Raw genomic sequence first — 12723 nt, 5'->3', positions numbered from 1 at the left:
TAAGCGTGAAACCTTGGAAAGATAAAGGGATAAACAAAATAAGGAATGGATGCATCGGTTTTTGCCTACAGGCGGACCGATTGGATATAGATAGTAATCAATATTTCAAAAGGATGTGCAGTCGTGACAAAGCCATTTATGTTTGAAAAACCGTTAGGCATGAGAGATACATTGCCGGTGCTGTATGAAACGAAAGTGTCGGCCAGAAATAAAATGAGTGATGAAATCAAGAAGTGGGGCTATCAATTTATTGAAACGCCTGCTTTGGAATATTATGAAACAATTGGCGAGGCTTCGGCAATATTGGATCAACAGTTGTTTAAACTTCTTGATTCACAGGGGCATACGCTCGTACTCCGTCCCGAGATGACAGCCCCCATTGCACGGGTCGCAGCATCCAAATTGTTAAAAGAGCAAATTCCGCTTCGCCTGGCCTATTCCGCGAATGTATACCGGGCACAGCAGCGTGAAGGAGGCAGGCCGGCAGAATTCGAACAGATTGGTATTGAGTGCATCGGAAATAAGGCCATTAGTGCCGATGCTGAAATGATTGCCCTGCTTGCGGATGCTCTAAAGGCTGCCGGGCTTCAGGAATTTAAAATTTCCATTGGGCATATTGGGTTTCTGCAGGAATTTTTCTTGAGCATTCTAGGTACGGAGGAAAGAGCCTCTATATTAAGGAAGTTTTTGTATGAAAAGAATTATGTTGGTTATCGCGAGCATGTTAAATCACTGCCGCTTTCATCCATAGATAAACAACGGCTTATCGAATTTACCTCATTAAGGGGCAGTGAAGGGACCCTGATAAAGGCGCTGGGGTTGGTTGAAAATAATAAAGGGCAGGATTCTTTGGCTGAACTGAAGGAATTGTCTGCGCAGCTGAAAGAATTTGGCGTTGAACAATATGTGAGCTTTGATTTAACATTGGTCAGTCATATGAGCTATTACACAGGAACTTTATTTGAAGTGTATGCCGGACAAGTAGGTTCGCCAATCGGCAATGGCGGCCGGTATGATAATCTGCTCGAGAAGTTCGGTTGGAATGCTTCGGCCACAGGTTTTGCAATCCGGGTGGATCGTCTTGCAGAAGCTCTTGGGGAGCCAATCCAGCCTGTCGCGCCAGAATGTATTTTATACAGTCCCGAACGAAGATTGGAAGCCATTGAATTTGCAAGAATTAAACGCTCCGAAGGAAAATTGGTAACGATTCAAGATATTACGGTCGTCCAAAATGTCGATGCCTTTACACGGACATTTTCTGAAGTTCATTTATTCGTAGGGAATGGGGGGTATGGAAAAGATGAATAATAGCTTTTTAACGATTGCCATGCCGAAAGGAAGAATCTTTGAAGAAGCGGCAGAGCTATTAAGAAGGGCCGGTTTTCGTCTCCCTCCCGAGTTTGATGATTCCCGGAAATTGATCCTTGAAGTGGAAGAGGAAAATCTGCGGTTCATTTTAGCTAAACCGATGGATGTCGTAACCTATGTGGAACACGGCGTCGCTGACATTGGAATTGCAGGAAAGGATGTCATGTTAGAGGAAGAACGTGATGTCTATGAGTTACTTGATTTGAAAATCAGTGCCTGCTATTTAGCTGTAGCTGGACTGCCTGGTACGAAAATAAGTGACATCGCCCCTAAAATAGCCAGTAAATATCCGAATGTTGCCTCCAGTTATTTTCGTGAGCAGGGGGAGCAAGTCGAGATTATAAAGTTGAATGGGTCTATTGAGTTAGCACCGTTAATTGGTTTAGCTGAACGAATCGTCGATATCGTTTCAACGGGGCGGACATTGAAGGAAAACGGTCTTGTGGAATATGCAAAAATCGCCAATGTGACTTCGAGGCTGGTGGCAAACCCTGTCAGCTATCGAATCAAAGAAGCAAGGATTACCGAAATCGTAGAACGGCTAGCAGAAATTATTGAATAGTTAAGAATCGCTAATGAGGTGAAGGTATGAAAATAGAACGGTTTGCTGAAGGGATTTCACTGAAACGCTCGGTTGATGCAGGTACTGCCGATCAAAGAAAAGCGGTTCAGGATATTATTTATGATGTCAGGAAAAGCGGAAACGCCGCTTTACATACCTATACCGAACGTTTCGATGGTGTCAGTGCAGGGGAATTACTTGTATCGGAACAGGAAATGGAAGAAGCGACAGCATCCTTAACTGCTGAGCAGCTTGATATTATACAAGAAGCCGCGAATAATATTCGAATGTTTCACGAGAAACAAATTCGAAATTCATGGTTTACGACTGATGATACGGGAACGATGCTAGGACAAAAATTAACACCTCTTGATGCTGTAGGTGTTTATGTACCTGGGGGCACAGCGGCCTATCCTTCCTCAGTACTGATGAATACGTTGCCTGCGAAGGCCGCGGGGGTGGAACGGATCGTTATGGTGTCTCCGCCAGGGAAGGATGGAAAATTATCGCCAGCGGTTTTGGCAGCTGCCAAAATTGCCGGAGTTAAGGAAATCTATAAAGTTGGCGGGGCACAGGCAATAGCTGCTCTAGCTTATGGGACGGAAACGATTAAGAAAGTGGATAAAATAGTGGGTCCAGGAAATATATATGTGGCGTTAGCGAAGCGGGAAGTATTCGGAGATGTCGCCATTGATATGATAGCAGGTCCAAGTGAAATAGCGATATTGGCGGACGAAAACGCCATCGCGGCAGAAGTTGCGGCAGACTTGCTGTCACAGGCGGAGCATGATGCCCGTGCTTGCAGTGTTTTGGTCACGACGTCAACGTCTCTTGCAGAAGAAGTGGCCGCAGAAGTGACCAAGCAGGTGGCGTTACTTCCACGCCATGATATTGCTGCAGCATCCATAAGGGATTATGGAAGGATCGTTGTATGCGGGAATATTGCGGAGGCTGTCGAAGCGATTAATGAACTTGCACCGGAACATTTGGAAATTGTGGCCAATGATGCACTTGAAATCATGGCAAAAATCCGGCATGCCGGGGCAATCTTCATTGGCCGCTTTAGTTCGGAGCCCGTCGGGGATTACTTTGCAGGCCCCAATCATGTGCTGCCCACCAATGGAACCGCCCGTTTTTCCAGCCCGCTGAATGTGGATGATTTCCAAAAGAAATCAAGCATCATCATGTATAGTGAAACGGCTTTCCGCAAAAATGCAGAAAAAATCGCAGCATTTGCCCGAATGGAAGGACTTGAGGCTCACGCCCGTGCCATTGAATCACGTGGTGTGAATGAGTCCGGGAAATAATCCTGAAATATTAAAATACGCGAAATCATTGATATAAAGACTTTTGACATGCTTTTACATCTTGGGAAAAGGGGTCTTACCCCGTTGAGGAGGAGTTGTAATGGAACGTTTTGCTAGTGTGGAGCGAAAGACGAATGAAACGGAAATAAGTTTGAAGTTTGGTGTGGATGGGGAAGGTAATTCCTCCATTAAGACGGGCGTTCCGTTTATGACGCATATGCTGGATTTGTTCACGAAACATGGGAAGTTTGATTTGACCGTAGATGCAAACGGAGATACAGACGTCGATGATCACCATACAACTGAAGATATTGGCATTTGCTTAGGTCAGACGTTATTGGAGGCCCTTGGAGACAAGCGCGGGATAAAGCGTTATGGAAATGCTTTCGTACCCATGGATGAAGCACTCGCACAGGTTGTCATCGATTTAAGCAATCGTCCGCATCTAGAGTTCCGGGCTGAGTTTCCTTCGCAAAAGGTGGGTACTTTCGATACTGAACTCGTGCACGAGTTTCTTTGGAAATTCGCTCTTGAAGCCAGGATGAACCTGCATGTAGTCGTTCATTACGGTCACAACACACATCATATGATCGAAGCAATATTCAAAGCGCTGGGACGTGCATTGGATGAAGCTACGACCATCGATCCACGTGTCAAAGGCATCCCTTCGACGAAAGGAATGTTGTAAATGATCGGGATCGTCGATTATGGCATGGGGAATTTATTTTCTGTAAGTAAAGGGCTTGAGCGCCTTGGTGCCGATTCATTCATTTCCGATGACCCAAAAGAACTTTCAAAGTCGAAAGGAATCATACTTCCCGGCGTTGGCTCTTTCAGGGATGCCATGAGTCTCTTGGAAAAACAAAAGCTGGATGAATTCCTGAGGGAATATGTAGCCGATGGAGGTTATCTATTAGGAATCTGCCTTGGTATGCAGCTTCTCTTTAATGAAAGTGAGGAAAATGGACCGGCTAAAGGATTATCCCTCATCCCGGGGAAAGTCGTTCGTTTTAAGGGAGTGGATGCGAATGACCAGATTTATAAAGTCCCGCACATGGGCTGGAATCGTCTTGAATTCAAACAAGCATCACCAGTGAATGAGGGACTGGAAGAGGAGCATGTTTATTTCGTCCATTCCTACTACGTCGATACCGATGAATCATTCGTCACTGCTTCGGCAAGGTATGATGTGGAAGTGCCTGCGATCGTCGGTAAAGGGAATGTGTTCGGCATGCAGTTCCATCCGGAAAAAAGCGGGAAGATGGGCATGTCACTGTTAAAAAATTATCTGTCATTAGTAGAAGGGAAGGAAGAAGCATGAGCAACTTTACTATTTACCCGGCGATTGATATGCGCGGAGGCAAATGCGTCCGCTTAATCCAGGGAGATTACAATCAGGAAACTGTTTATGGCGATTCCCCCTTCGATATGGCGAAAAGCTTTGCGGACCAAGGAGCCGATTGGATACATATGGTCGACCTTGACGGAGCTAAAGAGGGAGTACGCATCAATGATTCATACGTAATCAAAGCTGCAAGTGAGTTAGGGGCCCGCATTCAAATCGGCGGCGGCATCCGTACGGAACAGGATATAGCCCATTATCTGGATCATGGTGTGGAACGTGTCATTCTAGGCAGCACGGCCGTTTCAGACCCTGATTTCACTAAAGATATGATTAGGAAATATGGAAGCCATATCGCAATCGGGATCGATGCCAAGGATGGCAGGGTTGCCACTCATGGTTGGCTTCAAACGTCTGGGACCCTAGCGATAGATCTTGGTAAATTACTGGCCGATGCTGGTGCAGAGACATTTATCGTGACTGATATCGCGACGGATGGGATGCTTTCAGGTCCGAATGTGAAAGGTATATTGGCCATGGCGGAGGCAACCGGTAAAAACGTGATTGCTTCGGGCGGCATTAGTTCACTCGAAGACCTTATCACCCTCAAAGAGTATGAAGCCCAAGGCATTGCAGGGGCAATCATTGGCAAGGCGCTTTATACCAATCGCTTTACTGTAGAAGAAGCACTAGAAAAGGTGCGTGGTTAAATGCTCACTAAACGAATTATTCCATGTCTAGATGTAAAGGATGGGCGCGTAGTCAAAGGGATACAATTTGTTTCCCTTAGGGATGCAGGAGACCCGGTCGAACTTGCAGCCTTTTACGACCAAGAAGGGGCCGATGAGCTTGTCTTCCTGGATATTTCTGCATCACATGAAGGCAGGGAAACGATTGTCGACGTCGTTCAAGCGGTAGCGGGCAGCTTGGCAATCCCGTTCACGGTGGGCGGCGGCATTAATTCATTGGCGGATATGAAGAAGATCCTCCGAGCTGGTGCCGATAAGGTTTCCTTAAATACAGCAGCCATTCTGCGCCCTGATTTAATTAATGAAGGTGCTGATTATTTTGGTTCCCAATGTATCGTGGTCGCAATAGACGCCCGATATGAAGAAGAGCTCGGGTCATGGCGCGTATATACCCACGGCGGCCGGAAACCGACTGAATGGGAAGTGATCGAGTGGGCGAAGGAAGCCGTAATCCGCGGTGCAGGTGAAATACTATTGACAAGCATGGATTGTGACGGCGAGAAACAAGGGTTTAATATTGCTTTGACAAAAGCGGTATCTGAAGCCGTTTCGGTGCCGGTCATCGCCTCAGGCGGGGCTGGCAACGCTGAGCATTTCCAGGAAGCCTTCCAAAAAGGTAAAGCCGACGCAGCATTAGCCGCATCGATTTTTCATTATAAAGAAACATCCGTCAAAGAAGTCAAAGCGTTTCTCAAACAACAAGGAGTGGTTGTACGATGAATCTTGAAACTATTAAATACGACGAAAAAGGCCTGATACCGGCAATTATTCAAGATGCAGGAACCGGCGAAGTGCTGACACTTGCTTATATGAATCAAGAATCACTGCAATTGTCGATTGAAAAAGGTGAAACGGTATTCTTCAGCCGTTCGCGCAATGAATTATGGCATAAAGGAGCAACCAGCGGTAATACCCAGAAAATCATCGAAATGAAGTATGACTGCGATCAAGATGCATTGGTCGTTCGGGTCGATCCTGCAGGTCCTGCGTGCCATACAGGGGCAACAAGCTGTTTCAGCGAAACCATTTACCAAAACAGTGAAGCCGGACAAGACGTGAAGGCGAATGTGACTTTCTTGACGGAATTGGAAAAATTGATTAAAAAAAGAAAATCGGAAATGCCTGAAGGTTCATATACTACCTACCTATTCGATAAGGGCGTTGATAAGATCCTGAAAAAAGTAGGTGAAGAAGCGGCAGAAGTGATCATTGCTGCTAAGAACCGCGATGCAGAGGAACTTTCGATGGAAAGTGCCGATCTCCTCTATCACTTATTCGTTCTTCTTCAGGAGCAGGAGTTGCCTTTCCAAGCAGTGCTTGATGTATTGAAGGCTAGACATGCCGATAAGGACGAACCGAAAGAAACCGAATGAATGGTGATTGCCCTCCGTAAATAGGAGGGCTCAGACTGAAGACAAACTCGATGAAAATCAAGTTTGTCTTCAGTTTTTTTATGGGTTGTACAATTTGGACGTTGATTACCGATCCAGGCACCCGCTTTCCGCGGGCGGTCCGCCCTCGGCTTGCGCCTGCGGGAGTCTCCTTAGACGCGCTTTTCTAAGCCGGAGTCCCGCACACCCGCCCCAATCAACTTTTGCTGCAAACTTCTGGTAGAAACCATACCTGAGATTTGTAGGGTTCGGGAACATGAAAGAGATATTTTCCAACCCCTTTTGTGTGTATATACGGCAACGAGCAGCAATCATGGCTCCCCATTTGACTATGAATATACTTCAATTTTTTCTTGAAGAAAGCATGGTATTTCCCATTTTCCATTTTCTTGAATTGTTCGGCAAATTTACTCCAATATGTTATAATACTATGGTTAATCAACTTGAAGATGGAGGATTACATGAGTAAAGACTCTAAATTTGGCCAACAGGCAAAAATTCTAACTTTTCACCCAACAGGTGAGTATTATTTCACCAAGGGTTTAAAAGCTTATCATAGACGAGAACTACCTAAATCAAAAAAATACCTGGAACGTGCGCTGGAACTTGAACCCGCTGAACCGATGATAGCCTGTCAATTGGCAATCACTTGCTCGGAAATCGGAGAATATAATTATTCAAACAACCTCTTGGAAAACATCTTGGATGTGATGGATCCCTATATGTCGGAATGTCATTACTTCCTGGCGAATAATTATGCCCACTTAGGCATGTTCAAGGAGGCTTATCGTCACGCCAGTGCTTATCTTGATAAAGAAGAAGACGGGGAGTTCAGCGATGACGCAGAGGACCTGCTTGAATTGATAACTTTTGAGTCGGATGAGTCAGAAGAAAATCCCTTTAAGCATGATGGGCTCATTACCAAACAGGAACAAGCCCGTGAGTACCTTGAATCAGGCAATTTTCCGAAGGCAATCGAAGTACTGAAAGAAACGATTGCCGAGTACGAGGATTACTGGTCCGCTTATAATAACCTGGCACTTGCCTATTTCTATCTTGGTCAAGTAAATGAAGCCTTTGCAACACTTGATGAGGTACTGGAAAAAAGTCCAGGAAACCTGCATGCGCTGTGTAACCTTGTTGTTTTTCATCATTATCAACAGGATGAAGCAAAGGTTGAAGAGCTCATACACATGCTGGAGAAAATTAGGCCGATGCTATCCGAACAGCGTTTCAAACTTGGAGCGACCTTCGCTTTGATCGGAAACTATGCTTCTGCATATAAATGGCTGAAAGTACTACAAAGGCAAGGGTTCGAGGGAGATGGGACCTTCTACTATTGGTTAACCATTTCCGCTTACCACCTAGGCCATGAACAGGCTGCCAAAAAGGCATGGAAAAAGGTCGTGGAAATGAATCCAGAAAAGGAAGGCATGGAGCCTTGGGGAGATATGAATGCAACTTCAGATGGTTTTGAACATCATTTTCCTTCTATTATAAAAAGGCTGGAAAGTGAATTCATCGAAGAAAGGCTATTTGCCATTTTCCTTCTGAAACATTCGGTTCATAAACAGAAGCTATTGAAAAACCAGGTCCTCAACCTTAATCAGAATTTCACAGATTTGGAACGTGATTATGCCGAACTTGTTCAAGCTCCTGCTAAAGATCGTCAATTAACACCGATTGATTTTGCCGATCGCACAGCTGAGTTATTATATCAGCATTTCCAACCGATACAATTAAATGAAGCCGGGCTGTATTTAATGTGGTTTTCCGTCTTCATCGAAGCGGTGAAATCCGAGCAGAAGCTAAATAATCCAGCAGGATGGGCATCAGCGGTGGAGTACGTGTGGAATCAGCTTAAAAATGAGAAGGCGAGCAAACAAGCAATCGCAGACAAACATTTCATATCGGTGTCCACCTTATCAAAGTACGTAAAGTTGGTTCAAACCTTGCTTGGATGAGCAGATATTTGGACGAAAAATTATTTGTTATATAGGATAATAGGTAGGGAACACTAACCGTAGTGAAGGTTCCATTTGTAATGGAATATGGAGGAGTGAAAACATGTCTGAAAAAATTTATGACGTTGTTATTATTGGAGCTGGTCCTGCAGGGATGACGGCGGCTGTCTATACATCACGTGCGAACCTTTCAACATTGATGTTAGAACGCGGAGTACCTGGCGGGCAAATGGCCAATACAGAGGAAGTTGAGAATTATCCTGGATTCGACACTATACTCGGACCTGAACTTTCAACGAAAATGTTTGACCATGCAAAGAAATTCGGTGCGGAGTATGCTTATGGGGATGTTAAGGAAATCATTGACGGTGAAGAGTATAAAACGATCAAAGCCGGTTCCAAGGAATTCAAGGCACGTTCAATCATCATTTCATCTGGTGCCGAATACAAGAAAATCGGCGTTCCCGGCGAAAAAGAATTGGGCGGCCGCGGTGTATCGTATTGTGCAGTTTGTGATGGTGCATTCTTCAAGCAAAAAGAACTATTCGTTATCGGCGGCGGAGACTCTGCTGTTGAAGAGGGAGTGTACTTAACTCGCTTTGCTTCAAAAGTGACGATCGTTCACAGACGTGACGAACTTCGTGCTCAAAAGATTCTTCAAGATCGTGCATTTGCCAATGAGAAAATTGACTTCATCTGGAATCACACTTTGAAGGAAATCAATGAAAAAGGCGGCAAAGTCGGCGGTGTCACTTTAGTTTCCACTGAAAATGGAGAAGAGACAGTGATGGACGCGGACGGTGTATTCATTTATATCGGAATGCTTCCGCTAACTAAACCATTTGAAAACTTGGGCATCTTGAATTCTACAGGCTATATTGAAACGAATGATCGGATGGAAACACGCGTCCCTGGTATTTTTGCTGCTGGTGACGTTCGTGAAAAAACATTGCGCCAAATCGTTACAGCTACAGGCGATGGAAGCATTGCCGCTCAATCCGCTCAGCATTTTGTTGAGGAACTTCAAGAAAAATTACAGCCTAAGGCTTGATTTCACTAGAATATACAATCGTAATTCCGTTTTAACGATGTTGTAACACGCGTGAAATAATGATTGGGTATAGTATGGATAGAAGTTGACCCCCTTTAATTATAAACGTTTAAGGACACAGATTAAGTTTCTGTGTCCTTTTTTTTGTTTCCTGCTTTAAGACTATATCTTTAGTTCCAATTTTTAGGGTGTGCCCAAATGATTTATAATGTGAAGTAAGCCCGCCCTTTGCATTCAGGCAGCGAAAGTGGAGAAGAATAGGAGTTAAGCAGGATAAAGGCTTATCTTCGTGATTTCTTGCGAATGAAGATTCCCCCAATGCAGGAAGTTTACTTTATTGTTAGCTCATTTCAAAAATAGTATAATGATAAGATATACTAAACATATATATATCTTTCATAATGGTAAGAAGATGAAAAATACAACTTGTTTGAACTATTAGCATTTGTAAATCGCCAAATGGATATCTAGCGGCGGTTTAAGGATATAAACTGAATCTCTTCAACACGGGGGGGGGGAAGGTTTCTATAGTCGAGCAGAGCCAATTGAGGTGAAGAACGTGCAACGTGTCACAAACTGTGTATTGATCAGGGATAATCAAATCCTCTTATTGAAAAAGCCTAGACGCGGATGGTGGGTAGCTCCAGGCGGAAAGATGGAGCCTGGGGAATCTGTACGCGATGCTTGTATTAGGGAATATCGTGAAGAAACGGGCGTTTATTTAAAAAACCCTTCCATCAAAGGTATTTTCACCTTCATTATGAAGGACGGAGATAAGGTATTGTCGGAATGGATGATGTTCACTTTCTTTGCAACGGATTCCGATGGTGTAAATGTGGATGTTTGTGAAGAAGGGGAACTTAGCTGGCATCCAGTCGAAGATGTTAAAAAGCTGATGATGGCTGAAGGTGATTTTCACATCCTGGACTATATGGTTCATGGAAGTGGGATCATTTATGGAACCTTTACCTATACACCTGAGTTTAAGCTGCTTTCTTACCGATTGGATCCAGGTTAATTTTCACATATAAAAAAGATTGCTATACATGGGGGCGGAGAAACTATGAGTACAGGGCAGATGAGTGAAACGCAATTGGTCATCATTACCGGAATGTCCGGAGCGGGTAAGACAGTGGCGGTTCAAAGTTTTGAAGACCTCGGCTTTTTTTGCGTCGATAATTTGCCGCCCACGCTATTGCCAAAGTTTTTGGAGTTAATGAAGGACTCAGGGAATAAGATGAATAAAGTGGCTCTTGTCATGGATTTGAGGGGGAGGGAATTTTTTGATTCCTTATTTCTTGCACTGGATAATTTAACGGATTCAGCTTCAGTATCACCAAGAATCCTTTTTCTTGAAGCTGATGACGATTCCTTGGTCCGCAGATATAAGGAAACGAGAAGGACCCATCCGCTTGCTCCATTAGGCCGGCCATTGGAAGGCATTAAAATGGAGCGGGAACTATTGGACGAATTGAAGGGAAGGGCTCAGCTGATCTTTAATACTTCCCAACTGAAACCGCGCGAATTGAGGGAGAAAATCGCTTCGGAGTTTTCTGCCGATAAAAGTGTCGGTTTTACAGTCAATGTCATGTCGTTCGGGTTCAAGCATGGTCTGCCCATAGATGCCGACCTTGTGTTTGATGTACGTTTCCTGCCAAATCCATATTATATTGACCATATGAGGCCAAGGACTGGCTTGGAACAGGAAGTGTCGAGTTACGTTTTAAAATGGAGTGAGACGCAAAAATTCTTGGAAAAAGTGACTGATTTGCTTGCGTTCATGCTTCCATATTATAAACGTGAAGGAAAAGCACAGCTTGTTGTTGCGATTGGGTGTACAGGCGGTCAGCACCGTTCTGTAGCATTGACGGAGTATATTTCAAACCACTTCAAGAAGGATTACAGGGTTCAAGTATCACATCGTGATATCGAAAAAAGTAAGGGGAAAGCAGATGTTAGATAAAAAGAAACAACCTAAGGTTGTGATCATTGGAGGGGGAACCGGCCTTCCCGTTTTATTGAGAGGGTTAAAGAAACATCCGGTTGATATAACGGCAATCGTAACGGTAGCTGATGATGGTGGAAGTTCAGGCCGCCTTCGCGAGGATATGGATATTCCCGCTCCGGGTGATATTCGTAACGTGCTGGCTGCGTTATCGGATGTAGAGCCCCTTGTTGAACAAATGTTTCAACATCGCTTTCAAAGTAAAAATGAGTTGTCCGGGCATTCGCTGGGTAATTTGATACTGGCGGCAATGACCTCGCTGACCGGGGATTTCGTCCATGCGATCCAGGAAATGAGTAAATTTCTTAATGTCCGCGGTAAAGTGCTTCCGGCGGCCAACCAAAGTGTGGTTCTCCATGCAGAGATGGAGGACGGAACGATTGTTACAGGAGAATCCAAGATCCCCTTCTCAGGAAAGAAAATAAAAAAAGTATTTCTGTCTCCTCATCATATAAAGCCGCTCAGTGAAACTCTCCAGGAAATCAAGCAGGCAGATCTTATTGTCATAGGTCCAGGGAGTCTGTATACTAGCATTCTGCCTAACTTACTTGTTCCTGGTTTAGGAGAAGAGGTTGCCCGTTCGAAGGCGAAGAAGGTGTACATTTGCAATTTGATGACACAAGCCGGAGAGACGCTGGATTATAGCGCGAGCGATCATATAAAAGCGATATATGACCATATGGGAAATGCATATATTGACAGGATACTTGTTAATAATGAGGAAATACCAACCGAAATTCAGCAACGCTATCAAGCTGAATATGCTAAACCGGTCATGTATGATGTGGAAAGCTTAAAAATGATGGGGCTTGAAATCATACAAGAACGCATTTTTAGCTATGAAGGGAATGTAATACGCCATGACACGAAAAAAGTGGCGGATTTGCTCTATAATATGCTTGTAAATGAAACAAAAAGCCACATTGCACCGTAGATATAAGCGGGAACGGTTTTTTGATTGATAAAAATAGATTACCTGCGTTC

At 44.3% G+C, this 12723-nt stretch carries 13 protein-coding genes; all 13 read left to right on the top strand.

Translation table 11 applies throughout. The annotated features are described in order from the left end of the window. Positions 1–123 precede the first annotated feature (123 nt). A complete protein-coding gene (locus ABOA58_RS25800; RefSeq protein WP_350300543.1) occupies positions 124–1308 on the top strand; it encodes an ATP phosphoribosyltransferase regulatory subunit in 1185 nt (394 codons plus the stop codon). Beyond that, complete coding sequence (gene hisG / locus ABOA58_RS25795; RefSeq protein ID WP_034311625.1) at positions 1301–1930, top strand: ATP phosphoribosyltransferase; 630 nt, start codon at positions 1301–1303, stop codon at positions 1928–1930. The genes ABOA58_RS25800 and hisG overlap by 8 nt, the downstream gene beginning before the upstream one ends. Positions 1931–1956: 26 nt before the next feature. Next, entirely contained in the window at positions 1957–3237 is a 1281-nt protein-coding gene (gene hisD / locus ABOA58_RS25790) for a histidinol dehydrogenase (RefSeq protein WP_350300542.1), read from the top strand. Positions 3238–3337: 100 nt separating this feature from the next. Further along, entirely contained in the window at positions 3338–3925 is a 588-nt protein-coding gene (gene hisB, locus ABOA58_RS25785; RefSeq protein WP_063233950.1) for an imidazoleglycerol-phosphate dehydratase HisB, read from the top strand. Beyond that, positions 3926–4558, top strand: a complete 633-nt coding sequence (gene hisH, locus ABOA58_RS25780) for an imidazole glycerol phosphate synthase subunit HisH (RefSeq protein WP_350300541.1) — start codon at positions 3926–3928, stop codon at positions 4556–4558. It abuts the gene before it with no gap. After that, the gene (hisA, locus tag ABOA58_RS25775; protein ID WP_137016664.1) at positions 4555–5289 is read left to right on the top strand and encodes a 1-(5-phosphoribosyl)-5-[(5-phosphoribosylamino)methylideneamino]imidazole-4-carboxamide isomerase; all 735 of its coding nucleotides are present in this window, start codon (positions 4555–4557) and stop codon (positions 5287–5289) included. Before hisH ends, hisA begins: the two co-directional genes overlap by 4 nt. Then, the gene (gene hisF, locus ABOA58_RS25770) at positions 5290–6048 is read left to right on the top strand and encodes an imidazole glycerol phosphate synthase subunit HisF (RefSeq protein ID WP_350300540.1); all 759 of its coding nucleotides are present in this window, start codon (positions 5290–5292) and stop codon (positions 6046–6048) included. Continuing rightward, positions 6045–6701: a bifunctional phosphoribosyl-AMP cyclohydrolase/phosphoribosyl-ATP diphosphatase HisIE gene (gene hisIE, locus ABOA58_RS25765; protein WP_350300539.1), complete on the top strand. Its 657-nt coding sequence runs from the start codon at positions 6045–6047 to the stop codon at positions 6699–6701. The genes hisF and hisIE overlap by 4 nt, the downstream gene beginning before the upstream one ends. 479 nt (positions 6702–7180) lie before the next feature. Next, positions 7181–8683 (top strand): tetratricopeptide repeat protein, encoded by a 1503-nt coding sequence (locus ABOA58_RS25760; protein WP_350300538.1) that lies wholly within the window; start codon positions 7181–7183, stop codon positions 8681–8683. Positions 8684–8786: 103 nt separating this feature from the next. Then, positions 8787–9734 carry a thioredoxin-disulfide reductase gene (gene trxB, locus ABOA58_RS25755; protein ID WP_350300537.1) on the top strand — a complete coding sequence of 316 codons (948 nt, stop codon included), beginning with the start codon at positions 8787–8789 and terminating at the stop codon, positions 9732–9734. 559 nt (positions 9735–10293) lie between these two features. Next, a complete protein-coding gene (locus tag ABOA58_RS25750; RefSeq protein WP_034309963.1) occupies positions 10294–10752 on the top strand; it encodes an NUDIX hydrolase in 459 nt (152 codons plus the stop codon). A gap of 45 nt (positions 10753–10797) precedes the next feature. Next, the gene (gene rapZ / locus ABOA58_RS25745) at positions 10798–11697 is read left to right on the top strand and encodes an RNase adapter RapZ (RefSeq protein ID WP_350300536.1); all 900 of its coding nucleotides are present in this window, start codon (positions 10798–10800) and stop codon (positions 11695–11697) included. After that, entirely contained in the window at positions 11687–12673 is a 987-nt protein-coding gene (locus ABOA58_RS25740; RefSeq protein ID WP_101223719.1) for a gluconeogenesis factor YvcK family protein, read from the top strand. Before rapZ ends, ABOA58_RS25740 begins: the two co-directional genes overlap by 11 nt. The last annotated feature ends 50 nt before the right edge of the window (positions 12674–12723 follow it).

The organism is Peribacillus frigoritolerans (assembly GCF_040250305.1).
Classification (GTDB): Bacteria; Bacillota; Bacilli; order Bacillales; family DSM-1321; genus Peribacillus.
The sequence above is the reverse complement of the archived record's forward strand: the minus strand, read 5'-3'. Positions and strand labels throughout refer to the sequence as shown.

Excerpts from the sequence above, each read along its gene's own strand:
- rapZ (WP_350300536.1), top strand. The coding sequence starts at position 10,798 with ATGAGTACAGGGCAGATGAGTGAAACGCAATTGGTCATCATTACCGGA.
- ABOA58_RS25740 (WP_101223719.1), top strand. The coding sequence starts at position 11,687 with ATGTTAGATAAAAAGAAACAACCTAAGGTTGTGATCATTGGAGGGGGA.
- hisA (WP_137016664.1), top strand. The coding sequence starts at position 4,555 with ATGAGCAACTTTACTATTTACCCGGCGATTGATATGCGCGGAGGCAAA.
- trxB (WP_350300537.1), top strand. The coding sequence starts at position 8,787 with ATGTCTGAAAAAATTTATGACGTTGTTATTATTGGAGCTGGTCCTGCA.
- hisB (WP_063233950.1), top strand. The coding sequence starts at position 3,338 with ATGGAACGTTTTGCTAGTGTGGAGCGAAAGACGAATGAAACGGAAATA.
- ABOA58_RS25760 (WP_350300538.1), top strand. The coding sequence starts at position 7,181 with ATGAGTAAAGACTCTAAATTTGGCCAACAGGCAAAAATTCTAACTTTT.
- hisF (WP_350300540.1), top strand. The coding sequence starts at position 5,290 with ATGCTCACTAAACGAATTATTCCATGTCTAGATGTAAAGGATGGGCGC.
- hisH (WP_350300541.1), top strand. The coding sequence starts at position 3,926 with ATGATCGGGATCGTCGATTATGGCATGGGGAATTTATTTTCTGTAAGT.
- hisIE (WP_350300539.1), top strand. The coding sequence starts at position 6,045 with ATGAATCTTGAAACTATTAAATACGACGAAAAAGGCCTGATACCGGCA.
- hisD (WP_350300542.1), top strand. The coding sequence starts at position 1,957 with ATGAAAATAGAACGGTTTGCTGAAGGGATTTCACTGAAACGCTCGGTT.
- hisG (WP_034311625.1), top strand. The coding sequence starts at position 1,301 with ATGAATAATAGCTTTTTAACGATTGCCATGCCGAAAGGAAGAATCTTT.